At 72.3% G+C, this 25327-nt stretch carries 22 protein-coding genes and 1 pseudogene; 8 read left to right on the top strand and 15 right to left on the bottom strand.

Translation table 11 applies throughout. The features are described from left to right. Positions 1-32: 32 nt before the first annotated feature. Both GR130_RS39155 and GR130_RS39150 read left to right on the top strand, forming a co-directional pair. The gene (locus GR130_RS39155) at positions 33-944 is read left to right on the top strand and encodes an ABC transporter ATP-binding protein (RefSeq protein WP_159509421.1); all 912 of its coding nucleotides are present in this window, start codon (positions 33-35) and stop codon (positions 942-944) included. Between the two features lie 25 nt (positions 945-969). Further along, complete coding sequence (locus tag GR130_RS39150) at positions 970-1746, top strand: ABC transporter permease subunit (RefSeq protein WP_159509419.1); 777 nt, start codon at positions 970-972, stop codon at positions 1744-1746. A 361-nt stretch (positions 1747-2107) separates the two neighbouring features. Here the strand turns inward: GR130_RS39150 and mltG are convergent, their stop codons facing one another. The 6 genes from mltG to GR130_RS39120 all read right to left on the bottom strand — a co-directional run bounded on the left by mltG (position 2108) and on the right by GR130_RS39120 (position 9115). Further along, positions 2108-2920, bottom strand: coding sequence for an endolytic transglycosylase MltG (mltG, locus tag GR130_RS39145; protein WP_159509417.1), 813 nt, complete (start codon positions 2918-2920; stop codon positions 2108-2110). A 312-nt stretch (positions 2921-3232) separates the two neighbouring features. Beyond that, positions 3233-4486: a CynX/NimT family MFS transporter gene (locus GR130_RS39140; protein WP_159510525.1), complete on the bottom strand. Its 1254-nt coding sequence runs from the start codon at positions 4484-4486 to the stop codon at positions 3233-3235. A gap of 308 nt (positions 4487-4794) precedes the next feature. Beyond that, on the bottom strand, positions 4795-5520 hold the full coding sequence (locus GR130_RS39135; protein WP_159509415.1) for a FadR/GntR family transcriptional regulator: 726 nt from the start codon (positions 5518-5520) through the stop codon (positions 4795-4797). A 373-nt stretch (positions 5521-5893) separates the two neighbouring features. After that, positions 5894-7315 carry a diaminopimelate decarboxylase gene (gene lysA, locus GR130_RS39130; protein ID WP_236573876.1) on the bottom strand — a complete coding sequence of 474 codons (1422 nt, stop codon included), beginning with the start codon at positions 7313-7315 and terminating at the stop codon, positions 5894-5896. A gap of 18 nt (positions 7316-7333) precedes the next feature. Beyond that, a complete protein-coding gene (locus GR130_RS39125; protein WP_159509413.1) occupies positions 7334-7648 on the bottom strand; it encodes an SAV_915 family protein in 315 nt (104 codons plus the stop codon). Between the two features lie 546 nt (positions 7649-8194). Then, complete coding sequence (locus GR130_RS39120) at positions 8195-9115, bottom strand: LysR family transcriptional regulator (RefSeq protein ID WP_159509411.1); 921 nt, start codon at positions 9113-9115, stop codon at positions 8195-8197. Positions 9116-9498: 383 nt separating this feature from the next. Here GR130_RS39120 and GR130_RS39115 point away from each other — a divergent pair. The 3 genes and pseudogenes from GR130_RS39115 (at position 9499) to GR130_RS39105 (ending at position 12710) form a co-directional block, all read left to right on the top strand. Then, positions 9499-10658, top strand: a pseudogene (locus GR130_RS39115) (RNA-guided endonuclease InsQ/TnpB family protein). 310 nt (positions 10659-10968) lie between these two features. After that, a complete protein-coding gene (locus tag GR130_RS39110; protein WP_159509409.1) occupies positions 10969-12030 on the top strand; it encodes an Lrp/AsnC family transcriptional regulator in 1062 nt (353 codons plus the stop codon). After that, positions 12027-12710 (top strand): rhomboid-like protein, encoded by a 684-nt coding sequence (locus GR130_RS39105; protein WP_236573875.1) that lies wholly within the window; start codon positions 12027-12029, stop codon positions 12708-12710. Before GR130_RS39110 ends, GR130_RS39105 begins: the two co-directional genes overlap by 4 nt. On the opposite strand, the gene GR130_RS39100 is transcribed toward GR130_RS39105, so the two are convergent. The 9 genes from GR130_RS39100 to GR130_RS39060 form a co-directional block, all read right to left on the bottom strand. After that, positions 12701-13525 carry an HAD family hydrolase gene (locus GR130_RS39100; protein WP_159509407.1) on the bottom strand — a complete coding sequence of 275 codons (825 nt, stop codon included), beginning with the start codon at positions 13523-13525 and terminating at the stop codon, positions 12701-12703. The genes GR130_RS39105 and GR130_RS39100 overlap by 10 nt on opposite strands. Continuing rightward, positions 13522-14811, bottom strand: coding sequence for a serine--tRNA ligase (gene serS / locus GR130_RS39095; protein ID WP_159509405.1), 1290 nt, complete (start codon positions 14809-14811; stop codon positions 13522-13524). Before serS ends, GR130_RS39100 begins: the two co-directional genes overlap by 4 nt. A 643-nt stretch (positions 14812-15454) precedes the next feature. After that, positions 15455-16381 (bottom strand): prephenate dehydratase, encoded by a 927-nt coding sequence (pheA, locus tag GR130_RS39090; RefSeq protein ID WP_159509403.1) that lies wholly within the window; start codon positions 16379-16381, stop codon positions 15455-15457. 113 nt (positions 16382-16494) lie between these two features. Continuing rightward, the gene (gene efeB / locus GR130_RS39085; RefSeq protein ID WP_443043794.1) at positions 16495-17802 is read right to left on the bottom strand and encodes an iron uptake transporter deferrochelatase/peroxidase subunit; all 1308 of its coding nucleotides are present in this window, start codon (positions 17800-17802) and stop codon (positions 16495-16497) included. A gap of 98 nt (positions 17803-17900) precedes the next feature. Then, entirely contained in the window at positions 17901-20033 is a 2133-nt protein-coding gene (locus tag GR130_RS39080) for a copper resistance CopC/CopD family protein (RefSeq protein ID WP_159509401.1), read from the bottom strand. Between the two features lie 35 nt (positions 20034-20068). Continuing rightward, a complete protein-coding gene (locus tag GR130_RS39075; protein WP_159510521.1) occupies positions 20069-20536 on the bottom strand; it encodes a copper chaperone PCu(A)C in 468 nt (155 codons plus the stop codon). 17 nt (positions 20537-20553) lie between these two features. Beyond that, positions 20554-21219, bottom strand: coding sequence for an SCO family protein (locus GR130_RS39070; RefSeq protein WP_159509399.1), 666 nt, complete (start codon positions 21217-21219; stop codon positions 20554-20556). A 167-nt stretch (positions 21220-21386) separates the two neighbouring features. Then, a complete protein-coding gene (locus tag GR130_RS39065; RefSeq protein WP_159509397.1) occupies positions 21387-22127 on the bottom strand; it encodes a YcnI family copper-binding membrane protein in 741 nt (246 codons plus the stop codon). 117 nt (positions 22128-22244) lie between these two features. Continuing rightward, positions 22245-23075, bottom strand: coding sequence for a hypothetical protein (locus GR130_RS39060; protein WP_159509395.1), 831 nt, complete (start codon positions 23073-23075; stop codon positions 22245-22247). Between the two features lie 269 nt (positions 23076-23344). On the opposite strand from GR130_RS39060, the gene GR130_RS39055 reads away from it, so the two are divergent. From GR130_RS39055 to GR130_RS39045, 3 genes are all read left to right on the top strand, one after another. Then, positions 23345-23842 carry an ATP-binding protein gene (locus GR130_RS39055; RefSeq protein WP_159509393.1) on the top strand — a complete coding sequence of 166 codons (498 nt, stop codon included), beginning with the start codon at positions 23345-23347 and terminating at the stop codon, positions 23840-23842. 360 nt (positions 23843-24202) lie between these two features. Continuing rightward, entirely contained in the window at positions 24203-24436 is a 234-nt protein-coding gene (locus GR130_RS39050) for a hypothetical protein (RefSeq protein ID WP_159509391.1), read from the top strand. Between the two features lie 205 nt (positions 24437-24641). Next, a complete protein-coding gene (locus tag GR130_RS39045) occupies positions 24642-25322 on the top strand; it encodes a TetR/AcrR family transcriptional regulator (RefSeq protein ID WP_159509389.1) in 681 nt (226 codons plus the stop codon). Positions 25323-25327: the final 5 nt, after the last annotated feature.

The following is a 25327-nucleotide window of genomic DNA, read 5'->3' as shown; positions in this document are numbered from 1 at the left end:
GACCACCACTCTTCAAGGAATGGGCTGCGCCCATGAGCACTCTTCGCATCGACCATGTCTCGCGCTGGTTCGGGAACGTCGTCGCCGTCAACGACATCACGATGACCATCGCCCCCGGCGTCACCGGCCTGCTCGGCCCCAACGGCGCCGGGAAGTCCACCCTCATCAACATGATGGGCGGCTTCCTCGCCCCCTCCAACGGCACCGTCACCCTCGACGGGGCGACGATCTGGCGCAATGCGGGCAGCTACCGCCACATCGGCATCGTGCCGGAGCGGGAGGCGATGTACGACTTCCTCACCGGCCGTGAATTCGTCGTCGCCAACGCCGAGTTGCACGGCCTCGGCCGGGCCGCGGCGGCCCGGGCGCTTGCCACCGTCGAGATGGAGTACGCCCAGGACCGCAAGATCTCGACCTACAGCAAGGGCATGCGGCAGCGCGTGAAGATGGCCTCCGCGCTGGTCCACGACCCGTCCGTGCTGCTGCTCGACGAGCCGTTCAACGGCATGGACCCTCGGCAGCGGATGCAGCTGATGGAGCTGCTGCGGCGGATGGGCGACGAGGGCCGTACGGTCCTGTTCTCCTCGCACATCCTGGAAGAGGTCGAGCAACTGGCCTCGCACATCGAGGTGGTGGTGGCAGGTAGGCATGCCGCCTCCGGCGACTTCCGCAGGATCCGCCGGCTGATGACGGACCGCCCGCACCGCTATCTCGTACGGTCCGACAACGACCGGGCGCTGGCCGGGGCGCTCATAGCCGACCCCTCGACCGCCGGCATCGAGGTGGACTTCGCCGAGGGTGCGCTGCGTATCCAGGCCGTCGACTTCGGCCGGTTCACCGAGCTCCTGCCGCGGGTCGCCCGCGACCACGGCATCCGCCTGCTGACCGTCTCGCCCTCCGACGAGTCGCTGGAATCCGTCTTCTCGTACCTCGTAGCGGCCTGAGGCCAGAAAGGAGCCCTGAGGCAGCATGTCCACGACCTCTCCGACGGCCCCGCCGGCGCCCGCCGCCGCACCCAAGGCCGCGTTCTTCAACCCGACCGTCGCCCGGCTCACCTACCGCGCCCTGCTCGGCCGGCGGCGCGCCCTGATCCTCTTCGCACTGCCCGCCATGCTGGTGGTCATCGCGGTCATCGTCCGCGCGCTGACCGGTGCCGACGACACCACCGCGAGCGGCATCCTCGGCGGCTTCGCGCTGGGCACGATGGTCCCGTTGATCGGGGTCATCGCGGGGACGGGCGCGATCGGGCCGGAGATCGACGACGGCTCGGTGGTCTATCTCCTGGCCAAGCCGGTGCCGCGCTCGACGATCATCTTCACCAAGCTGCTGGTCGCGATCGGTGTGACGGCCGCCTTCTCGGCGATACCGGTCCTGGTGGCCGGATTCGTCCTCAACGGCAACAGCCAGCAGATAGCCGTGGCGTATGCGGTGGCGGCGGCTGTCGCCTCGGTCGCCTACAGCGCCCTGTTCCTCCTCTTCGGCACGATCACCCGGCACGCCGTGGTCTTCGGCCTGGTCTACGCCCTGGTCTGGGAGGCGTTCGTGGGGACCCTCGTCCCCGGTGCGCGGACCCTCAGTGTCCAGCAGTGGGCCCTCGCCGTGGGCCAGAAGATCGGAGCCGAGGGCGCCCTGAGCTCGGACGTCCAACTGCCGCTCGCCGTATGCCTGCTGACCGGCGTCACGGTCGCGGCGACGTGGTACGCGGGACGGCGACTGAAGGCGCTCACGCTGGCGGGCGAGGAGTAGACGGGGAGCAGCGGAGATCGGGAGCGGCCGGGGCGGGGCGGTGCCGGCGGGTGCTGCGCAGCCACCACCGGTGCGGCCTCCGGCGCCGGTCCGTCCGCCGGCCCCGGTCCGTCCGCCGTCCCGGTCGGCCCAACGGTCCCGGTCGGCACACGGTCCGTCCGCCGGCCCCGGTCCGTCCGCCGGTGCCGGTCGGCCCGCTGTCGTACAGCAGCCCTGCAGCCCTGCAGCTCTATAGGTCTGTCGCTCTGCCGTCGGGCTCGGGCTTCGGTCGGGTTGTCCTGGTGTGGGGACCGACGTGAGCGGTGCCGTTTCGTTCGTCGGTGCCGTTTCGTTCAACGGTGCCGTTTCGTCCGGAGGCGGCCTAGCCGGCGTTCGCGGTGGTGTGCTTCTGCCGGTTGTTGAACTCGCGGACGTTCCGCAGGTGTTCCTGGTAGTTGGCGGTGAAGCGGGTGTCGCCCGGTTTGACGGTGACGAAGTAGAGCCAGTCGCCCGCCGGCGGGGCGCTTGCCGCCTTCAGCGCGTCGGCACCCGGATTGTCGATCGGGGTGGGCGGCAGGCCCTCGTTCCGGTAGGTGTTGTACGGGCTTTCGGTCCGGGTGTCGGAGTGGCTGGTGTGGAGGGTGCTGCGGCCCAGCGCGTAGTTGATCGTCGAGTCCATCTGCAGTGGCATGTGCTTCGCGAGCCGGTTCTCTATCACCCGGGCGACCTTGCCCATGTCGGCCGGGCTGTCGGCCTCGGCTTGCACGATGCTGGCGATCACGACGGTGCGGTAGGCGGTGATGCCGTCGTCGGCGAGCCGCTGGTCGGCGGTTTTGACCATGTACGTGAGCAGCGACGTCGGGGTGGTGTCCGAGCGGATCGGGTACGTCGCCGGGAAGAGATAGCCCTCCGCGTTGCCGTTCGCCGCGGCGGGCAGCGGGAGGTGCGATGTCTTGGCGGCCTTCGCGGTGGTGCCGTCCGGCAGGTGCAGGGCCCGGTCGGCGGCGGCGTAGACCTGCGAGGCCCGCTGCCCCTCCGGGACCGTCAGCTCCCCTTGCTGCCGTTCGCGCAGCAACCGCGGCACGATCAGTACGGCGAGGATGGCAACGACACACAGGACGGCGATGAGAAGGAGCCAGCCGGTGCGGGAGAGCCGTGGGCCGGGCCGGCGAACGGTGTGCTGAACATCGCTCATGGGGGCACGGTAGGGCAGGCGGCGGGGGTGTGGGTCGTTCCGGGCGTGCGGAGCGCGGGTGGGGGTTCCGCCATCCCGCCCGTCCCGTGATCGGCGCTCTTGACCGGGGTTCTTGACCAGGACTCGTGACCGGGGCCCTTGACCGGGGCTCTGCTCCGGCCCCCGGAGGCCCTCAAGTCCGGTGGGCTGTATGCCCACCGGAGTCGTGACCGGATGCGGTCGGCGCCACGGTTCAGCGCCGGTCTCCTGGCGCTGAACCGCGAACGCGGCGTCGTTTCGGCGGGGTTCGGGCAGGCGTCCTGTCAGGGGGCGCTAGGCGTCCTCTCCGATGCGGCGGTCGCGGCCCGCGCCCAGGCCCAGGAGGGACAGGCCCACGCACACGGCGAGAAGGAGGAGGAGCGGGACGGTCCAGCCGGAGGTGGCCTGGTGGACGGCGCCCAGGGCCAGGGGGCCGGCGGCGGCGAGGAGGTAACCGCCGGTCTGCGACATGCCGGAGAGGCGGGCGGCGGTGTGGGCGTCGCCGGAGCGGAGGACCATCATGGTCAGGGCCAGGCCGAGGGCACCGCCCTGGCCGATGCCGAGGACCGCCGCCCACAGCCAGGCGCCGGCCACCGGGGCGGCCAGCAGGCCCGTGACGCCGCAGGCCATCAGGGCGGAGACGGCCACGCCCAGCAGCCGCTGACGGCGCATCCGGCCCGCGAGCATCGGCACCACGAACGAACCGGCCATCTGCACCAGCGTGCTGAAGGCGAAGACCAGGCCCGCCTCGCTCTTGCCCATGCCGTGGTCGGTGAAGATCGTCGGCATCCAGGCGATGATCACGTAGGCGATCAGTGACTGCGAGCCCATGAAGAGCGTGACCTGCCAGGCGAGCGGCGAGCGGCTCAGCTTCGGGCCGGATGCGGTGCCGTGGGCGGGAGTTGCCGCCGCCGCGCCGTGGTGTGTACCGCGGCGCGCGATGACGGCCTGGGGGATCCAGACGAGTGCGGCGACGGCGGCGAGCAGCGCCCAGGAAACGAGGGAGCCCTGCCAGTCGCCGAGGGCGTTCTCCAGGGGGACGGCGGAGGCGGCGGAGAGGGTGGCACCCATGATCATCGCGGTGGAGTAGAGCGCCGTCATACCGGCCGCTCGGTCCGGGAAGTCCCGCTTGATCAGGCCCGGCATCAGGACGTTGAGCAGGGCTATGGACGCGCCCACCACCGCGCAGCCCGCGAAGAGCGCGGCCACCGGCGGGGCGATGCGCAGCACGATGCCGCCGCACAGGGCCAGCAGCGCGCTGCACAGCACCGCCTCGGTGCCCCAACGGCGGGCCAGTTTCGGGGCGATGATCGAGCCGAGGCCCATGAAGATCAGCGGGATGGTGGTCACCAGGCTGCTGGCGGTGGCGGCCAGGTGGAAATGGTGCGCTATTTCGCCGACCAGGGGGGAGACGCCGGCGAGGGCGGCCCGCATGTTCACCGCGGCGAGGACGATGCCGGTCAGGAGGAGGGCGGGGTGCGTCCGCAGCCGGTGGCGGGCGCCGGCGACCTGTGGCGTCGGGACCAGGTCCTCCTCGGCGTCGATCATGTCGATCGCGTTCGCCCCGTCGGCCGCCCCGGCCGCCCCGGCCGCCCTGGCCGTGCTGGTCGCGTCGATTGCCCGGATCCCCTCAGGCCGGTGGGGCGGGGTGGTGGAGGCCGTCGGGGGAGCGGTGGGGGGAGCGGCCGAGGAGGCGTTCACGGGGGCTTCGGACCTGGGTCCAGACATGCGTGTGTACCAGCCAATCGTGCGGGAGGTGGGGGTGAAGGCGTGCGGAGGGCGAACGTGGAGGGGAGCGGGTCGGCGAGGGAACGCGCCCTGGACGCCGGCCCGTGAGAGAGGGGTGGGACGGCGGCCTAGTGGGCGGTGGGCTCGGTGGTGGCCAAGAGGGCCTCCACGGCCCGTTTTGGCCTCTCCAGGAGGTTGCGGGTGGCGCGCTCCGCGGCCTCGGGGTCGCCTTGGGCGATCGCGTCCAGGACGGCGCGGTGGTCGCCGTGCAGGATCCTCGGCATCGCCTGGTCGTCGAGCGCGCTGACCAGGGCCTCCCGGACCGAGCTGCTGAACCACGTATAGGTAGCCGTCAGCGCGGAGTTGTGGGCGGCCTCGACGACGGCCCGGTGGAAGGCGACGTCGTGGTCGGCGTAGAGCTCCAGGCTGCCGGAGCGGGGGTGGCCGTCGGCGCCCTCCAGTTCGGCCTGGGCGTCCAGGGCGGCCCGCATGCGCTCCAGGTCGGCGGGCTCGTGCCGGAGTGCGGCCAGGCGGGCGGCCTCGGCCTCCAGGGCGATGCGCAGTTCGAGGACGTCGCGGATCCCGGCCCGCTGGACGCCGCGCATGATCTCGGCGGGATCCGCGGTGGAGACGACGAAGGTGCCCTCGCCCTGACGGGAGCGCAGCATTCCGGCGTGTACGAGGACCCGGATGGCTTCGCGGACGGTGTTGCGGCCGACCTGGAGCTGGTCGGCGAGGGCGTGTTCGGTGGGGATGCGGGTCCCCACCGTCCATTCCCCGGCGGCCAGTTGGGAGCGCAGGGCCTCGACGACGGTGTCGACCAGGGACTGCCGTCCGGCCGCCTGGAGTGCCATGCCGCTGTCCCGCTTCCTGCCGTGCCGTCGTGGTTCTCGGTTGCCGTGATCCGGTATCGCCGGTCCGGGATCACCAGGCCGTGTCGCCGGTCCGGCCGGTTGCTCGGTGGCCCCAGTTGCCCAGTCATCCTACAACTGATGGTTTCACTGTACATGGATGCCTGGGTGGTAGATGGCTGCCCGGGTGCGTACGGACGTCGGCGTGCGCATCGATGCCCGTACGGCGACGCCCCCACTGGAGGCAGCGGGGGCGGACGGAACGCGGAACGCGGAACTCGGAATGCGGAACGCGGGGAGAAGCCGGAGGAAGAGTGGGCGGGGCGAGGCGGGGGGATGGTGAGGGATCCCCCCCCCGCCTCGCCCTCGCCCGGTTCTACAGCCCGATGTCGCGCTCCTGGATGTCCGCCAGCGACTCGCGGCGGACGAGCAGCCGGGCGTGGCCTGCCGTGACGGCGACGACCGGGGGGCGGCCGACGAGGTTGTAGCCGGAGGCCATGGAGAGGTGATAGGCGCCGGCCACGGGGACGGCGATCAGGTCGCCGGGGCGGATGTCGCCGGGGAGGTGGACGTCGGAGGCGAGGACGTCGCCCGCCTCGCAGTGGCGTCCGACGACGGTGACCGGTTCGGTCGCGGCGCCCGAGCGGCGGCCGACCAGCCGGGGCGCGTAGCGCACCCCGTAGAGCGCGGGCCGCGGGTTGTCGCTCATTCCGCCGTCCACCGCCACGAAGGTGGTGGAGCCGGTGCGTTTGACGGAGAGCACGCGGTAGAGGACGATACCGGCCGGGCCGGCGATCGCCCGCCCGGGTTCGACGGCGAGCCGGGGCACCGGCAGGCCGGCCGCCGCGCAGCCGCCGGCCAGTTCGGCGCGGATCTTGGTGGCGAGTCCGGCGACGTCGAGGGCGGCCTCACCGGGGCGGTACGCGACGCCGTGGCCGCCGCCCAGGTCCAGTTCGGGGAGCGTGATGCCGTGCTGCTCCCGGATGCGGGCCAGCAGGCCGACCAGCCGCCGTACGGCCGAGAGGTAGGGCTTGGCGGTGGTGATCTGCGAGCCCAAGTGGCAGTGCAGGCCGACCAGTTCGAGGCGCGGCTGGTTCAGTACGCGGGTGATGGCGTGCTGTGCGGAGCCGTCGGCGATGGACAGTCCGAACTTCTGGTCCTCGGTTCCCGTGCGGATCTTGGCGTGGCCGCCCGCGGCGATCCCCGGGACGACCCGGATCAGCACCTTCTGCCGGGTCCCCGCCGGGACCGCGGCGGCCAGCCGGGCGATCTCCGAGGTGCTGTCGATCACTATCCGGCCGACGCCGAGCCGCAGCGCGGCCCGCAGGTCCGCGGGGCTCTTGGCGTTGCCGTGCAGCACGATCCGCTCGGGCGGGAAGCCGGTGGTGACGGCCAGCTCCAGTTCGCCCGCGGAGCAGACGTCCAGGCCCAGCCCCTCCTCCGCCACCCAGTGCGCCATCGCGCGGCACAGGAACGCCTTGGCCGCGTAGTAGACATCGGTGTCCGGGAAGGCCCGGAGGTAGGCGCGGCAGCGGTTGCGCACCTCGTCCTCGTCCAGGACGTAGGCGGGGGTGCCGAAGCGGTCGGCCAGTTCGGTCAGCGGGACGCCGCCCACCGCGAGGTCGTCCTGGGAGAGGGGGACGACGGACGCGGGCCAGATGGCGAGCGGGTCGGCAAAGGCATCGGTGTCGCGGGCGGCGGTCCGGGTGGCGGTGCGCGGCCCGGGGGCCTGGGGTGCCGCGCCGGACACCGGATCGGTCCGGGGCACCTCGGTCTGGGGCAGTGTGCTGTGGCTCATGGTGGGGGTGCCCCTTCCTCAGACGGCCCGTAGGTGGTGCCTGCGGGAAACTTCGGGGGCGAACCGCGGATCGACGGTCACGATCGTGGCCCCGACGGGCTCGGCCAGCGCGCGCAGCGCGGGCTCGGAGAGCCGTACCCAGGGCTGGCCGCCGCCGAGGGCCTCGGCCAGTCGCTGCGGTGAGGTGAAGCCGACGGCGGTCCGGCCGCCGAGCGGGGTGCGGAACAGGCGGGTCGTGCAGCCCGCGGGTCCCGGCCGGACGGGAACGAACAGAGGTCCGGCCGGGACATGATCAGAAGGCTCGGGATCTTCCGCGTAGAGATGGTGGGACACGGCGTTGCTCCTCGACGGGACGGCCCCGGACCGGTGGAGAACGCGTACGCCGGGGCTCGCCACAGACGCTATGCCCGGCCCTCCGGGCGGAGCGCCGCCTGCTGACGCATCATTGACGGCTTGTCTACGTCACTTGACGCGATGTTGCTGCCGGTGGTCGTTGCACGGATCTGAGGGGCGCGTTCCGGTCGCGGAGAGGTGAGCGGTGGTGGGCGGAACGTCATCGGAGAGGTGGTCCCGGGCCTGTCCCGCGGCCACGGCGGCCCGGCATCGGGCAGGCGGCGGTCGGGCACCGGTCGGGCACCGGCTCGGCCGGCGAGCGGGTCAGCCGATAGTGGTCCACCGCCGCTGGTCTTGACGCCGGTACGGGCCACGGCGACGGTGGCGCTGTTCCCGTGCCAGCGCTCGTCCTTCACGACCTTGGCGCCCCCGCCCTTGACCTTGACCTTGACGCCATGGGAGGCGACGACCGGCCGGCCGGCCCAGGCAGGCCATCAGGGACGGTTCAGGGGCCTGGTCGTACGCGCGAGCAGGATTGACGGGACGTCAGGTATGAACGGAGCCCTCCCCACCCCCCAGACAGCGGTTCACCGTCTCCGCGAACTCCACCGCCGCGGGGCTCAGCGCGGCCCACTGCCGGACCGCCCACCCGGTCGTCAGCGGCGGCAGTGCCGGGATCGGCACCAGCCGCAGGCCGGGGTGGGCGGCGGCGGCCCGGCGGCCGGGGAGTTCGGGGACGACGGCGGAGCCGACGCCGAGTTCGGCGAGCAGCAGCGCGGTGTCCCAGTCGGCGACGCTGGTGGTGCTCGGCGGCGGGACCGGGCCGGAGTCCTGGTGTCCGAGGTGGCCGTCCAGGCGCATCCGGGAGGTGGAGTTCTCCGGGAGCTGTATGAGGCGGAGGGCGGCCAGCTCGTCCGGCTCGATCCGCTGGCGGGTGGCGAGCGGGTCGCCGGCGGGTACCGCGAGCACCCAGGGCAGGCCGATCACCGGGTGCTGCTCGATGCCGCGGACGGGCCGGCCGATGGTGATCCAGGCCAGTTCGGATCCGCCGTCCGCGACCGCCTCGAAGCAGCGGCGGCTGGAACTCTCCGTGTGGAACTCCAGGTTGACGTGCGGGCGCCGGGCGCGGAAGGCGACCACCGCGTCGGACATGAAGTGCCGGACGGTCGTGGCGCCGGTGGTGACCCGGACCGTACCGCCGTCGCCCTCGCGCATGTCGGCCAGCCGGCGCAGCGCCAGGTCCAGTCCGCCGAGGCCGTCGGCGGCGGCGCGGTGCAGGATCCGGCCCGCCCCGGTGGGGGCCACCCCGCGCGGGCGGCGCTCCAACAGGCCGATGCCAGCCTCCCGTTCGAGGCGTTTGATGCGCTGGCTGACGGCGGACTGGGTGCAGCCGAGGTCGCGGGCGACGGCGCTGAGGCTGCCCGCCTCGCAGACGGCCACGAAGGCGCGCAGATCGTCGAGTGTCACAGGGCCACGCTAACCCCAACCCAAGCTGCTTCTAAGGAGTTTGGAAGGAAACCCGAGGATTGACTTGGGGGTGCCGCCCCGGGACGATCGTTGCGGGACCAGGGCGGCAACCCGGAACCGTGTACGGCCGTACGGTTCCGGGTGCCGACCCGCCCCCACCTCTCAGGGGCTCGTCCGGCGTTCACGCCTCCGTGCCGTCCACGTTCACGCCCTCGTCGGCGCCTTCACTGGAACGGGATGACGCGAACGCGCTTGCTCATGTTCGCTGGTTGGGGTGGCGGCTCTGTGGTTGGGCGCGAATGTATGGCGGTCGCACGTACGGTCATTGAATGGATCGGGGTGCTGCGGCAGCCTGGCTGGGAACCGTGAGGGGCGGTGAAGGCATGGCGTCGGTGAGGGCGAGCGGGGAGGCCGGGCATGCCCGCTATACCTACCGGCTGCGGGTGTCGTCCACCGCCCGTGCTGTGCTGGGGGCGGAGTGGGCTCGCTGCCGGTGGATCTGGAACGAGTGCGTCGCTCGCTCCAAGAAGGCTCACCGGGACGGCGAGACGTGCGGCCCGGCCCGCCTGGACAAGATGCTTACCGAGGCCAGGACGATGAACGCGTGGCTGCGGGAGGGACATCAAGGAGCAGCTGCCGACACGGCAGCGAGCCGGGATGCCCGCCTACAAGAAGAAGCACCAGAGCGAAGCGACGCTCAACTACACCCGACGCGGCTTCAGGCTGAAGGACGGCCGACTACACCTGGCAGGCGGCATCGTGCTGAGCGTGGTGTGGTCACGCACGCTGCCTGCCGCACCGTCATCGGCGCGGGTCTATCGCGACAGCCTTGGCCATTGGTATGCCTCCTTCGTCGTCCCCACCCAAGTGCAGCCGTCTCCCGCGACTGGCCGGTGCATCGGCGTCGACTGGGGCGTGCGGGAGATCGCGACGACCACCAGTGACGCCCACGACCTGCCCCACCCCGAGCACGGCAAGCGGGCCGCCGCAAGGCTCGCCCGCCATCAGCGGCAGATGGCCCGACGCAAGCCGCAGTGTGGGCAAGCAGCATCAACGGGCTACCGCAAGGCCAAGCGGCAGGCCGCGAGGCTGCACAAGAAGATCGCCCGGCAGCGGCGGGACACCGCCAGGAAATGGGCCAAGCACGTGGTGGTGGACCATGATGTACTGGCCGTGGAGGACTTCCGGCCCAAGTTCCTCGCACAGTCGAGCATGGCCCGCAAGGCCGCGGACGCGGCGATCTCTGCCACCAAGCGCGAGCTGATCAACATGGCGCGTAAGCATGGGCGCATCGCGCACCTGGTGCATCCCGCGCACACCACCATGGACTGCAGTAGGTGCGGAGCGAGAGCCAAGCACGCCCTGCCGCTGTCGGAACGTACCTACACCTGCACCGTGTGCGGAGCCGTCTCACCCCGGGACAAGAACTCCGCGCGCGTGATGCTCGTCCGGGCTGGCTTCCTCCCGGCTGGTGCCGATCGCAGAAGACTTGACCGTCCGCTGGATGGCTGAGCAGCGTGAGCCAGGAATCCCCTCCCTGTAGGGAGGGGAGGATTCAAGATGGTCACATCGACGAGCAGCAGGATTTGCCGAGGGTGATGGCGACCAGTGGCCACCACTTCCCGCCCCCGCCCGGCGCCCGGCCGCGCCCTACGGGCCCGCTCTCGGGTGGGTACCGCATGACCGTTCCTCCGTCGTTCTCGTTCGTGGTGTTCGTGGTGTTCGTGGTGTTCGTGGTGTTCGTGGTGTGCGGGCCGTTTGCCCGTCGCAAGGCCCCACCTTCCGGTCCGCGCCCCTCGTCCCCCCCAGCCGGCGGGTTCCCGGCGGCGCAATCCGACACGGGTTAGCCTCCAATGGTGAAAACCGACCGAACGGGTCCCGCAGCGGACCGGACAGCGGCCGGCCCCACCGCCGCCGCGGCCTTCGACGAGCTCGACCTGCGGCTGATCCACGCCCTCCAGGTCGACGGCCGGGCCCCCTTCAGCCGGATCGCCGAGGTGCTCGGCGTCTCGGACCAGACCGTCGCCCGGCGCTACGGCCGGCACCGCGGCTCCGGCGCGCTGCGGGTGCTGGGGCTGAGCGAGCCCCGGGCGCTGGGCGCGGTCGAGTGGCTGGTCCGGGTGCAGTGCGCGCCGGACGCCGCGCTGCCGGTGGCACAGGCGCTGGCCCGCCGACCGGACACCTCCTGGGTCAGCCTGATGTCCGGCGGCACCGAGATCTCCGCGATCTGCCGGACGGCGGGCAGCGAGGACGGCGATGCGCTGCTGCTCCAGAAGCTGCCGCGCACCCCGAGCGTCGTGGGCGTCACCGCGCACTGCCTGCTGCACGAGTTCTACGGCGGCCCGCAGAACGTGATCAGCAAGTCCGGGGCGCTGGCAGCCGAGCAGATCGCGGCGCTGAGCCCGCCCCCGGCCCAGGTGCGTGCCACCCCGTGGGTGCTCTCCGACGCCGACCGCCGGCTGTTCGACGTGCTCGCCAGGGACGGCCGTGCGCCACTCGCCGAACTGGCCACCGCGACCGGTTGGTCGCCCACCACCGTCCGCCGCCGCCTCGAAGCGCTGCGCGCGGACGGTGTGCTGTATTACGACGTCGACTACGACCTGCGGCAGTGCGGGTTCGGCGTGGTGGTCGCCCTCTGGCTGTCCGTCGCGCCCGCCGAACTCGCCGCCGCCGGCGAGGCGTTGGCGGCCCATCCCGAGGTCGCCTTCGCCGGCGCCATCACCGGGCCGCACAACCTCTTCGCGTCGCTGCTGTGCCGGGACACCGGCGAGCTCTACCGCTATCTGACGACCCGGGTCGCGGCGCTGCCCGGCGTACGGACGATGGAGAGCGCGCCGCGCATCCGGCACATCAAGGGGGCGGGCCCGTTCCTCGCCGCCGCGCCGACCGCCCTCGCCGCCCGGAGCCGCCGGTGACACCGCCGTCGTTCGGCGTCCTGCTCGGCCGGGCGCGGGACCGGGTGACCGACTGGGTGCGGTCGACGCCCGGCACCCACATCTGGCTGCTGATCATCGGCGTCACCAGCCTGGTCATCGCCTCCGCCTCCGCGGGCCTGGAGCAGTTCCTGCTGCACCGCAACAGCAGCAACATCCACGAGCTGAACGAGCATCCGATCCCCGCGCTCCTGATCAGCGGCTTCTGGATCGAGCGGCCCGGGTCGTTCCTGCTCTACGCGGTGATGTTCGAGCTGGTGCATGCCAACGTCGAGCGCTGGATGGGGAGTTGGCGCTGGCTGCTGACGGTCGGCGCGGCCCATGTCGCCGCCACCCTGGCCAGCCAGGAACTGGTGCTGCTCGCCATCGAGGGCCATAGGCTGCCGCGCTCGATGACCCATGTCGTGGACATCGGCGTCTCCTACGGGCTGGCCGCCGCCGCCGGAGTGCTGACGTACCGGCTGCCGTCACCGTGGCGCTACGGCTACCTCGTCGGCGTGCTGCTCTTCTTCGGCATTCCGCTGCTGACCGGTGCGACCTTCACCGACTTCGGCCACGCCATAGCGCTGACCATGGGGTTCGCCTGCTGGCCGCTGACCCCGGCGGCGCACGGCGAGGCGGCGGCCGAGGAACTGCCGCCGCCCGAAGCCGGTCAGCAGTAGAGCCGCTCCAGCACCACCGCGACCCCGTCGTCCTCGTTGGACGCGGTGATCTCGTCGGCGACGGCTTTCAGTTCGTCATGGGCGTTGGCCATCGCGACGCCGTGTGCGGACCAGGCGAACATCGAGATGTCGTTGGGCATGTCGCCGAAGGCCAGCGTCTCCTTGGCGGTGATGCCCAGCCGGCGGGCGGCCAGCGACAGCCCGGTGGCCTTCGACAGGCCCAGCGGCAGCAGCTCGACGATGCCGGGACCGGCCACCGTCACGCCGATCAGGTCCCCGGCCACCTGGCGCGCGGCCAGCGCCAGCGCGTCGTCGTCCAGCGTCGGGTGCTGGACGTAGAGCTTGTTGAGCGGGGCCGCCCACAGCTCGGCCGGGTCCTTCATCCGGACGCTGGGCAGCGGGCCCTCCTGGACGCGGTAGCCGGGGCCGACCAGCACATCGCCGGCCAGGCCGTCCCGGCTCGCGGCCACGAAGAGCGGGCCCACCTCGGCCTCGATCTTGGACAGCGCGAGACCGGCCAGCTGGCGGTCGAGGGTCACCGACGTCAGCAGCCGCTGCTCGCCGGCGTGGTAGACCTGCGCGCCCTGCCCGCACACCGCGAGGCCCTGGTAGTCGAGGGCGTCCAGGACGTGCCGGGTCCAGGGCACCGCCCGGCCGGTGACGACGATGTGCGCCGCGCCCGCCGCGGTGGCCGCGGCGAGCGCCCGGCGGGTGCGCTCGGAGACGGTCTCGTCGTGGCGCAGCAGCGTCCCGTCGAGGTCCGTCGCGATGAGCTTGTACGGCAGCGGCGAGCCCGCCGGGGCTGAGGAACTCACTTGGCGACGGGCTCCAGCACCTCACGGCCGCCCAGGTACGGGCGGAGCACCTCGGGGACGCGGACCGAACCGTCCGGCAGCTGGTGGTTCTCGAAGATCGCCACGATGGTGCGCGGTACGGCGCAGAGCGTGCCGTTCAGCGTCGCCAGCGGCTTGACCTTCTGCTTGCCGTCGATGGTCTCCCGCATCCGGACGGAGAGGCGGCGCGCCTGGAACTCGTCGCAGTTCGACGCCGAGGTCAGCTCGCGGTACTTGCCCTGGGTCGGGATCCACGCCTCGCAGTCGAACTTGCGGGAGGCCGAGGCGCCCAGGTCACCGGTGGCGACGTCGATCACCTGGAACGGCAGCTCCAGGCCCGTCAGCCACTGCTTCTCCCAGTCCAGCAGCCGCCGGTGCTCGGCCTCGGCGTCCTCCGGCGCGACGTACGAGAACATCTCGACCTTGTCGAACTGGTGGACCCGGAAGATGCCGCGGGTGTCCTTGCCGTACGTGCCGGCCTCGCGGCGGAAGCACGGCGAGAAACCGGCGTAACGCAGCGGCAGCTGCTCCGCGTCGACGATCTCGTCCATGTGGTACGCGGCGAGCGGGACTTCGGAGGTGCCGACCAGATAGAAGTCGTCGCGCTCCAGGTGGTAGACGTTCTCGGCGGCCTGGCCGAGGAAGCCGGTGCCCTCCATGGCGCGCGGGCGCACCAGGGCGGGGGTCAGCATCGGCGTGAAGCCGGCCTCGGTGGCCTGTGCGATGGCGGCGTTGACCAGCGCCAGCTCCAGCAGGGCGCCGACGCCGGTGAGGTAGTAGAAGCGCGAGCCGGAGACCTTGGCGCCGCGCTCGACGTCGATCGCGCCGAGCAGTTCGCCGATCTCCAGGTGGTCCTTGGGCGCGAAGCCCTCGGCGGCGAAGTCGCGGACGCTGCCGTGCGTCTCCAGGACCGTGAAGTCCTCCTCGCCGCCCACCGGGACGTCGGGGTGGACGATGTTGCCGAGCTTCAGCAGCAGCGTCTGCGTCTCTTCTTTGGCCTCGTCCTGCTCGGCGTCGGCGGCCTTCACGGCGGCGGACAGCTCGCCGGCCTTCTTCAGCAGCTCGGCCTTCTCGTCGCCGGCGGCCTTGGGGATGAGCTTGCCGAGCGCCTTCTGCTCGGCGCGCAGCTCGTCGAAGCGGACGCCGGACGACCTGCGCCGCTCGTCGGCGGAGAGGAGTGCGTCGACGAGTGCGACGTCCTCTCCACGGGCGCGCTGGGAGGCGCGCACACGGTCGGGGTCCTCACGAAGCAGGCGAAGGTCAATCACCCCACCAGGCTACCGGGGCCGGGAGCCGGCACTCGACGGGATATTCCCCGGCGTGGCGGTTTGTCCGTTTTGAGGTTATTTATTCCATGGGTGGGAATCGTGCTCCGGAGGCCGCGGCGCGGTGTGTGGGTAACGCATCGTAAGGGCCTGCGGAATTCCCGGGCATTCTCCGAAATGGGGCATTCGCGGCGGGGGTCCGGGTCGTCGTCCACGGCTTGCCCCCTGGGTTGTCCACAGGTTCGGGGGGTTGGGGATTCTTATCCACAGGCTGTGCGTGAGATCTGTGGAAGCCGGAATTGATCATTCTGCGCCCGAAATGCTCGACGGTGGATTCTCGGTCCAAACCTTGTTCACGCACTCTTTCGTGTGGGATTACCTCGCTCTAAAGGATTGATCACGGGAATTGTGCTGACGCGGGCCGGGGTGATCCACTGTGGGTGACTGTGGACGGGTGTGAGGTCACTAGGGAGATATGTCGACTCTGTCCGACTCTCATGTCGACTTACCCACAGGTCGAGAAGCGTGCCTGTGGATAACTTTGTGGACAACCGCGGAGGGCGGCCGGGCCGGAAAACGGAGGCACGCCGCGGCCCCGGGAAAGCCGCAGGTCGCAGCGCGTGACCTGCAGGGGAGGGGCGGCCGGTCAGGCGCGGCCGTCGAGGCAGCGCGCCAGCCAGTCCGACGCCTCGGTGAACGCCGGGTCGGTCATCTGCGGCCGGACGCGCGCGGCCACCTCGTCCGCGCGCGGGTACGAGCCCAGGAACCGTACGTCCCGGCACACCCGCTTGAGGCCCATGAGGACTTCGCTCACCCGGCGGTCGGTGATATGGCCCTCGCAGTCCACGGAGAAGCAGTAGCGGCCGATGCCCTCGCCGGTCGGCCGGGACTCGATCCGCATCATGTTGACCCCGCGGACCGCGTACTCCTGGAGCAGTTCCAGCAGCGCGCCGGGGTGGTCCTCGGCCAGCCACAGCACGACCGAGGTCTTGTCCGCGCCGGTGGGCGCCGCGGGGCGCGCCGGGCGGCCGACCAGCACGAAGCGGGTGGCGGCGTTCTCCGCGTCGTGGATGCCGGTGACCAGCGGCTCCAGCCCGTACGTCGCCGCCGCGAACTCACCGGCGAACGCGCCGTCGTAGCGGCCCTCCTGCACCAGCCGGGCGCCGTCGGCGTTGGAGGCGGCCGACTCCCAGACGGATTCCGGGAGTTGGGCGGCCAGCCACCTGCGGACCTGGGGCTGGGCGACCGGGTGCCCGGTCACCGTCTTCACGTCGGCCAGCGCCGTACCGGGGCGCACGAGGAGGGCGAAGGCGATCGGGAGCAGCACCTCGCGGTAGATCATCAGCGGTTCGCCGGCGGCGAGTTCGTCGAGGGTGGTGGTCACCCCGCCCTCGACGGAGTTCTCGATCGGCACCAGCGCCGCCGCGGCCTCGCCGGCGCGCACCGCGTCCAGGGCGGCCGGCACCGACACCATCGGCACCAGCTCCCGGGTCGCCGCCTCGGGGAGGGTGCGCAGCGCGGCCTCGGTGAAGGTGCCCGCGGGGCCGAGATAGGTGTAGCGACTGGCCGACATGGCTGGAGGACTCCCTCGCGTCACTGCGGGGGCAACCCGCCGATCTTCTCCCTGCCCTGTCACGATACCGACCGCCCCGGTGGCCGGCGTCCCCGTTCCGTCAGCTGGTCCGCTCAGCCCTCCAGCAGCGGCTGCGCCACGTAGGCGCCCGCCTCCGGCGCCGGCGGCACCGCGTACAGGCCGCTCGCCTCGTGCCGCAGGAACGGCGAGAGCGCGTCCCCGCGGTCCAGCTTCCGCTGGATCTGGGTGAAGGAGCGCAGCGGATCGGCCTGCCAGCAGACGAAGAGCAGCCCGGCGTCCGGGGCGCCGTCGTCGCGGAACCCGTCGTGGTACGAGAACGGGCGGCGCAGCATCGCCGCGCCCTGGTTGGAGGCCGGGGCGGCGATCCGGGCGTGGGCGTTGGCGGGGATGACCGGCAGCCCGTCGGCGCCGTTCGCGTCCAGCTTCATCGGGGTGGTCTCGGTGCCGCCGGTCAGCGGGGCGCCGGTGTCCTTGCGGCGCCCGATGACCCGCTCCTGTTCGCCGCGGGAGCGCTTCTCCCAGTCGTCGAGCAGCATCCGGATCCGGCGCACCACGGCGTACGAGCCGCCGCGCATCCACTCCTGCGCGGCGTCCCGCCCCACGAAGATCCGCTCGTCGAAGGTCGCGTCCGACGGCTTGGGGTTGTTGGTGCCGTCTATCTGGCCCATCAGGTTGCGGGCGGTCATGGGGTGCGCGGTGGCGCCCGGGGTGCGGTTGAAGCCGTTCATCTGCCAGCGCAGCCGCGCCGACCCCGCCGCGTCCTTCTGGAGCGCACGCAGCGCGTGGAAGGCGACCAGCGCGTCGTCGGCGCCGATCTGGATCCACAGGTCGCCGTCGCTGCGCTTCGGGTCCAGCGCGTCGGCGGAGAAGTCGGGCAGCGGATCGAGCTGTACGGGGCGCCGGCCGGCCAGGCCCGTACGGTCGAAGAAGCTGTGGCCGAGGCCGAAGGTGACGGTCAGCGAGGACGGGCCGGCGTCCAGCGCCACCCCGGTGTCGGCGTCCGGGGTGCGCCCGGCCATCAGCCCCTCGGCCGTCCGCGACCAGCGGCGCAGCAGCGCGGCGGCCTCCTTCCGGCCGGCCCCCGGTGCCAGGTCGAAGGCGAGCAGGTGCCCGCTGGCCTGGAGGGGGGTGGTGATCCCCGCCTGCTGCTTGGCGCCGTCCGTGCGGAACGCGACCTCGGTCGAGCCGATGGTGGTCAGCGCGGCCGGGGCGTCCCCGGTGGCCGCGGCGACCCCGATGGCGCCGCCGGCCCCGCCGACGACCAGTCCGGCCGCGCCCGCCGCGCCGACCGTCCCCAGGAGGCGGCGGCGCGAGAGCTCCAGGGAGGGCGCGGCGCCGTCCACGGGGGTGGCGGGCCCGGCGGGCCCGGTCTCGTGCCGGCCGTCCCGCTGCTTGCCCACGGCCTTGGTGTCCGCGGGCCGCCCGGCCTTGGTGCCGGCGGGCTGCTTGCCGGGCTTGCGCGGCCCGGCGGCCTTCTTGCCGTTCGTCTGCTTGCTCATCAGTCGATCTTCACGTTCCTGGTCTCGGTCACCTGGTCGATGTCGGAGGTCCGGACGAGCAGCGAGAGCTGCCACTGCCCCGGGACCGGCAACTGGACGCCGCTCGCGGTCCAGTGGCCCGTACTGACGTGGCGGAGGACGACCGGGAGCGGCCCCAGCTTCCTGGCGTCGAGGGTGAAGGAGACCTTCACCTGGGGGACGTCCCTGGCCTTGCCCGACGGGTCGGCGATCCGCAGCCGCAGTTCGTTGCCGCTGCCGCTGCGTCCGGGGTCGAGGTCGAGGCGGGCGCTGCCCTTGCCCTGCGGCCCGCCGGTGTCGAAGGGGACGGTCAGTACGCGCGGCTGGTTGGCGTCGGCGGACTGCCCGGCGGACGCGGCCTTCACCGCCTCCGCCGTACGGCCCGGTTCGGTGGTGGTCAGCACGGTGGTCACGCCGAGCAGGACGACCGCGATCGAGGCTTCGGCGAGCACGGAGCGGCGCAGCCCCAGCCGCACCGGGTCCGCGTCGCGGATGCGCTTCGTCCGGGCGGTGGCCAACGCGGCCTGCTGACGCGCCAGTTGGGCGGCGCGGGCGGGGTCGGCCGGCGTACCGGGCACGGGCGCCGCGGCCGGAGCGGCGACGGCGACGGGCACCGCCTCGGCCTCGGCACCGCTCGCGGCCTCCGCCTCCGCTTCGGTTTCCGCCTCGGCTTCGGGACCGGCGGGCCGTGCCGCCTCCCGGACCTCGCCCAGCCGCGCCGTCCACCGCCGCGACATCGCCGCGACGGCGACGAGCACCGCGACCAGGCCCACCTTGACCAGCAGCAGCTGCCCGTACGAGGTGTCGGTCAGCGCGCGCCAGGAGCCGACCTGGCGCCAGGACTGGTAGACGCCGGTGGCCACCAGCACCACCACGGAGCCGAAGGCGACCCGGGAGAAGCGGATCACCGCGTTCCGTTCTACGGCCGGGCCCCAGTAGAGGGACACGACCAGGGCGGCCAGCCCGCCGAGCCAGGCGGCGACCGCGAGCAGGTGCAGGACGTCGACCGGCATCGCGACGGCGGGCTGGAGACCGGTCGAGGCGTGCTCGGCCATCGCCCAGGTCGTGGCGAGGCCCGCGGCTACCAGCACCCCGCCGAGGGAGAGCCCCAGCGTCAGGTCCCTGCGCCGCTTGGCGAGCTCCTCGGTGCTGTCGGGGTCTTGGGGCGCCTCGGGATCCTCGGCGTCCCCGGAGGGCCCGGCCGCACCCGCACCCTCGCCGTCGCCGTCGTCGCGCTCGCCTCCGTCGTCCCCGCCGTCGCCGTCCGGCGTGTGGGCCCTGGCGTACGAGCCGAAGAGGACGGCCACGAACAGCGCGGCGGCGGCGAGCAGCAGCAGTCGGGAGACCAGCACGGCGCCCGGCTTGGTCAGCAGGACCTGCTGGAGGCCGGCGAAGTCGAAGACGTCGGCCAGCTTGCCGGACCCGGTGTACGGGGTGCGCAGCAGCAGCAGCGCGATCGTGGTGCCGGTCAGCAGCGCCCAGCCCTGGACGACCAGCCGCTGGACGGAGCGCACCCGGGCGGCGGCCGGCCGGCAGGCCACCACGAAGGCCGAGCCGCCGGCCAGCAGCACGAACCCGGCGTAGGCGAGGTAGCGGGCGATGCCGTACAGCGCGCCCACCAGGCCGCCGCCGACCTCCTGTTGGGGCACCGGGGCGCTGGTCTTGGAGGGTGCCCCGATGGAGAAGGTGAAGGCGCCGGAGACCGGGTGGCTGTCCGCCGAGACCGCCTGCCAGGCGACGGTGTACGTCCCGTTGGCGAGTCCCGGCGGCAGCCCCGCCCCGTACTTGACCGTGCTGCCGCTGCACAGGTTGCGCAGCTTGCCGCGGTCCACCCGCTTGCCCTGCGGATCCAGTACGCGGAGGGAGTCGTCGCCCATCGCGACGCCTTCGGAGAAGGTGACCGAGACCTGCTCGGGGGCGCGGTCCAGCACCGACCCCTGAGCGGGGTCGCTGCCGGTCAGCGCGGCATGCGCGGACGCCGGTTCGGCGCCCGCGAACAGCGCGCCGAACAGCGCCGCCACGACGACCAGCAGCCGCAGCGTCCCCGCGGACCGCGGACCGGACCGCGGCCGGTCGGCCGGCCGCGGTCGAGGCCGGAAGCCGGTGAGGGCCATAGCGCTCGTTCCCTTCTCCTGGGTGCTCCTGCGTATCAGTGCTTCGGCGTGTAACTGGTGGCCTTCACCGGGACCTGGACCGTGATCGGGGCGGCGGTGGCGAAGTGCAGCTCGACGGTGACCGTCTGGCCCTCGGCGGGCTTCTTCGTCAGGCCCATGAACATCAGGTGGTTGCCGCCGGGGCCGAGCGTGAGCTCTCCGTTGGCCGGCACCGGCAGGGAGTCGACCTGCTCCATCTTGTTGCCGACCGTCTTGTGGATCGTGATGTCCTTGGACAGGTCGCTGGTGACCGAGGTGAGCTTGTCGGCGGTGCCGCCGCTGTTCTTTATGACGAAGTACGCGCCGGCCATGCTCTGGGTGACCGGCTGCGGCATGTACGGGTCGCTGACCTTGAGCCGGGGTGCTGTGGTCCCGGTGTTCGCGGTGGTCCCGCCGCCGCACGCCGTCAGCGCCAGGCCGGCGGTGAGGGTGAGGGCGGCGGTCAGGGCTATGCGGCGGTTCACGGGGGTGGTGCGGCGGTTCACGGGTTCTGTCCCTTGATGATCTTCGGCAGTGCGGTGGTGTAGTTGTCGGAGGTGGCTTCCTGCATGCCCATCCAGTGGACCTTGTCGTCCTTCGGGGAACTCAGCAGGACCTGCGCGCCGTGTGTGGAGACGACATCGCCGTTCTTCTTCGTGACCGGCTTCTCGATCCCGATGTTCACGCTCCGGGCGGCCTTCTGGATGGTGTCGAACTTCCCGGTCAGGCCGACGAAGTCCTTGTCGATGCCGCCGAGCCACTTCTTGAGCTGGGCCGGGGTGTCGCGCTCCGGGTCGGAGGTCACGAAGACCACCCGCAGATCGCTCTGTTCGGCCTGCGGCAGCTGCTTCACCGCGACCGCGATGTTGGCCATCGTCGTCGGGCAGACGTCCGGGCAGTTGGTGTAGCCGAAGTAGATCAGCGTGGGATGACCCTTGGTCTTCTCCAGCAGGTCGTACGGCTTGCCGTCGGTGTCGGTCAGGGTGAGGTCCGGCTTCTCCATCGGGGAGTCGAGGGTGAGGATCGGCTTCGCCGTCGTGCCGCCGGAGACGACGGCGGCGGGCTTGTCCGCGTCGCCGCCGCCGCAGGCGGTCAGGGTGAGTGCGGCGGTCGCCCCGAGGGCGGACAGCAGCAGGGTCCTTCTGCGCGTCGCAGGTGAGGTACGCATTACAGATATATCCCGTTGGTTCCAGTTGTTCCGTTAAGTCCGTTACTTCTACTGCTTCTGCTACTTCTGTGTTCCCGGTGCTTCTGCCCCGGGTGGCTGTCGGCGGGTGCGCCGGACCGGCGTGGTTCCGCCGCGGGTCCGGCGCCCGGTGGGGCGCGGTGCCCGGGTCAGGCGTTGCGGCGCCGGCCGGCCAGCACGCCGAACGCGACCCCGACGATGCCGACGACGATCCCGGCGACGGCCAGCACCCGCGCCGTGGTGTCACTGGGGGACGCCTCCGCGGCGTTCTTGGCGGGGTCGGTCTTGGCGCCGTCCTTGCCGTCGTCCGCACCCTGTCCGGTGCCGTCGGCGCCGGCCGCGGTGAGCTTGAGCACCGGCGCCGGGTTCTCCGGCTCCGGGCCGCCCGGCTTCGCCGGCTCGATCCAGCGCACGACCTCCTTGTTGTCGTACGTCTGGAGGGCCTTGAAGACCAGCTGGTCGGCGTCGTTCGGCAGCTGTCCCACGGAGAGCGGGAACTGCTGGAACTGGCCGGGCTCGATGCCCTTGCCTTCCGCGGTCCAAGTGATCTTCGAGGGCGCCTCGTTGATCTTCTCGCCCTCCATCTCGATCGGCTTGGCGAGCTTGGACTTGGTGACGTCGACCTTCCAGCCGGGCACCGGCTCCGGCATCACGGACGCCAGCGGGTGGTCGGTCGGCAGGGAGACCTCGACCTTGACGGTCGAGGCGTCGTCCTTCTCGTTGGGCACCTTGATGGCGACGGTGGCGAAGCCGCCCTTGGGGGCGGCGCCCGGCTGCACGGTGACATGCGCGAAGGCCGGGCCGGCGAGGAGCAGGACGGAGCCGGCGGCGATCCCGCCGACGACGGGGAGCCGGCGGACGAACCGCCGCGACGACTGGTTCTCGGACATGACGAAACACTCCACGAAAACAGGAGGGAAAGGGGACGGTCGGTGTCCGGCCGGCGCGCGCCGACGCCGCGCCGGCCCGTCCTCCCCCGGTCCTCCGGGAGCGTGCTGCGCGTGGCGTCAGGCCGCGAGGGCCAGGCAGGCCGGGGCGGGCGGCCCTCGCCTGACGACACTGTGGTGGAGCGCGGCATCGCACGGGCCGGGTTTGTCATCCCCGTACGAAACGGGGGCGCGCGGCACGTCGCCGTGCGCTGCGCCGAGCCCGGCCAGCAGCGCCCGTACGAGGGTGAGCGCCCAGCGCAGCGCGCTGACCAGCGCCTGCGCCGCGGCCTCCCGCGCCGCCGGGGCCGACAGCCGCACCAGCCGCCACAGCGCGGCCTCGCCCCGCCGCAGCAGCCAGCCGAGCGCGAGCGCGGCGAGCAGATGACCCAGCAGCATGGGCAGCGACGGCGCCAGGCAGTGCGACATCGTCCACCCGCCGTCCGCGCCACCGCCCATGGCATGTCCGCCGGAGCCCGTCAGCCCGGCCGACGTGGCCAGGTCCATGCCGCCGGGGCCGAGCAGCCGCCGCGCCTGGCCGCCGTCCAGCCGTACGCCGTCGAGCCCGCACGTCAGGTGCCGGGCCAGCGCGACGGCCGTCTCGTCGGAGACGCCGGGGGGCCGCGCCGCCATGCGGTGCTGCCCCATCGCGAACAGCGAGTGCAGCGCCAGCTGGCCCACCGCGAGTCCGGCCGCGATCCCCGGCAGCGAGCGTTCCCGCCCGGCCAGCGGCGCCGCCACCGCGAACACCGCGGCGCAGGCCAGGCCCAGCGTCCACAGCGGAACGGCGGCGAACGAGGCGGCCATGTGCCCGGCGGCGGACAGCACGACGCAGACCGCGGTGAACACCGCGGCCCTCAGCAGCCGCAGATCGGCGGCAGCGCGCGCGGTGGGGGCGGGCGGGGCAGTCATGGCGGGCGCCATCATCCCACTGCCCTTATCCACCGCCTACGGCAGGGTTTCACCACCTACGGCACGGCACCGCTCACGGGGGCGCCCGCCGGGGCGTCGAGGGCGTCCGCCAGGGCGCGCGACGGCGCGCACGCGGCGCCTCGCCTACACCTATGCGCTCACCTTTCGCATCCGCCGAATGAGCGGTATCACGTCCCGGACATGCTTACGGACCTTGCGGCACGGCAATAGGTATCGGTATGTCGAGCCGTGGCCAGGAGGCTGGAGCGATGAGCATCTGGTGGACCCTCCATCTGCGGCGTGAGGCCGCGAGTGTGCCGCTCGCCCGTCGTCTGCTGCTGGGCACGATGGAGACGGCCGGCGTCGACCCGGACATCTGCTACGACCTGTCGGTCGCCCTCTCCGAAGCCTGTGCGAACGCCGTCGAGCACGGCGGCGACGCCGCCACCGACGACTACCGCGTCACCGCCTACATCGACGGCGACACCTGCCGCATCGAAGTCACCGACTCCGGACCGGGCTTCCGCCGCGCCGCCCCTCCCCATACCGTTCCCCATACCGCGACGGACCGCGCGCTGACGCCGGCTCCCGTCCCCACCCCCGCGCAGGCCCCCGCATTCGCCGAGGACGGCCGGGGGCTTTTTCTGATCGAAGCCCTCACCGACCACGTCCAGTACCGCAACCGCACCGGCCGACGCGGCGCCGTGGTCAGCTTCGACAAGATCCTCAAGTGGCGCGAGGGCGCGGCGCTTCCGATGGCGTCGTAGCCGGTCGAGAAGGAGCCCGTACCCGGGAACCCTGGTCCCGCGATCTTGGATGCCGAACGGGCGCCGAGGGCGAGGGTCCCTGAAAGGGCCCCTGAACTGGCCTCGGAATAAGGGAAGTTCGGGTGGGTGACGTGCGAGGTCGCACCGCTTCTTCCCGGCTTTTTCGGTAGAATTGACGGTGGTTGAGACGACTCGACGGGCGGGGGCCGGTACATGGGTGGTACGTCATCGCCGCATCCGGAAAGCGGAGCGGACGGAGTTCCCGAGTCCAGGGAGCGGGGGCAGGCTCGGCCGAGTCGGCCTCCGGAGGACCGCAGGGCGTCCGGTGCCGAGCGCGGCGCCGCGCCGAAGCGTTCCAAGGTGAAGCGGATAGCCCTCAAGCCGCCCGGCCCCGGACCGCTGCCTGATCCCGACCGCTACGGCGATGGGCAGCCCGACCCGCTCGACTCGTTGCTGGGGAAGGCCCGCCGGGGTGAGGTCATCGCCGCGGCCGGAGGGAAAGAAGAGGGCGGGGACCGGGACCCCTACGACGAAGAGTGGCGCGCCCACGATCGTCACGGTCCGTACGGCCAACGGCGCCGCCGTCGGAACTGATCAACCGGAGCCGTGAGGACGCCGCCCGCGGGTGCTCCGCGGGCGGCGTCCGGTGTGCGGGTGCCCGCGCCCCGACGTGTCTCGCCCCGCCCGGCACGTCCTTGTGGCACCCCCCCCGCCTCCCTCTGGCCCCGTCCGTCCCTTGTCGATACATCCATGCATCGGATACGTTCATGTATCGAACGATCGACGAGGACGGATCCCGATGCCGACCACCCCTGAGCAGGCGAGCGCGCGGCAGGCCGCGCCGCAGCGCGTCACCGCCCGCCGGGGCCGGACCCGGCGGCGGCTGCTGGACGCCGCGCTGGAGGTGTTCGCCGAGACCGGCTTCGGGCGGTCCACCGTCGAGCAGGTCTGCGAGCGGGCGGGCTTCACGCGCGGTGCGTTCTACTCCAACTTCGTCTCGCTGGACGAGCTGTTCCTCGCCATGTGGGAGGAGCGTTCGGCGCGGCTGCTCGACGACCTGCGGGCCGCGCTGGCGGATGCCCCGTCGGCGACGCCGCGGGAAGCGGTGCGGGCGGCGCTGGAGGCGATACCCGTCGAGGACGCCTGGTACCGGGTCTCGGCGGAGTTCACCGCGCATGCGCTGCGGAATCCGTCCCTCCGGCATGTCGTGGTCGCCCGCGAACAGGCTGTCCAGGACACCGTCCTGCCGGTCGTGGTGGCCGCGCTGGAGCGGGCCGGCCGCCGGGTCGCCGATCCGGCCGCGCTCGGCCACGCCCTGGTCGCCGTCCACGACGGGACCGCCGTACAGGTCCTGATGGAGCCGGACGAGGACCGTGTCCGCGAGCGCCGTGCCGCGCTCTTCCTGAACGTGCTGGACGCCTACAGCACCCCCGCACCGACCGACCGACCGCCCACCGCGCAACCGCCGTCACCGTCCTGAGGAGC

It is taken from the genome of Streptomyces sp. GS7, from assembly GCF_009834125.1.
Classification (GTDB): Bacteria; Actinomycetota; Actinomycetes; order Streptomycetales; family Streptomycetaceae; genus Streptomyces.
Note: the sequence above shows the minus strand (reverse complement) of the source record. Positions and strands in the feature narration are given on the sequence as shown.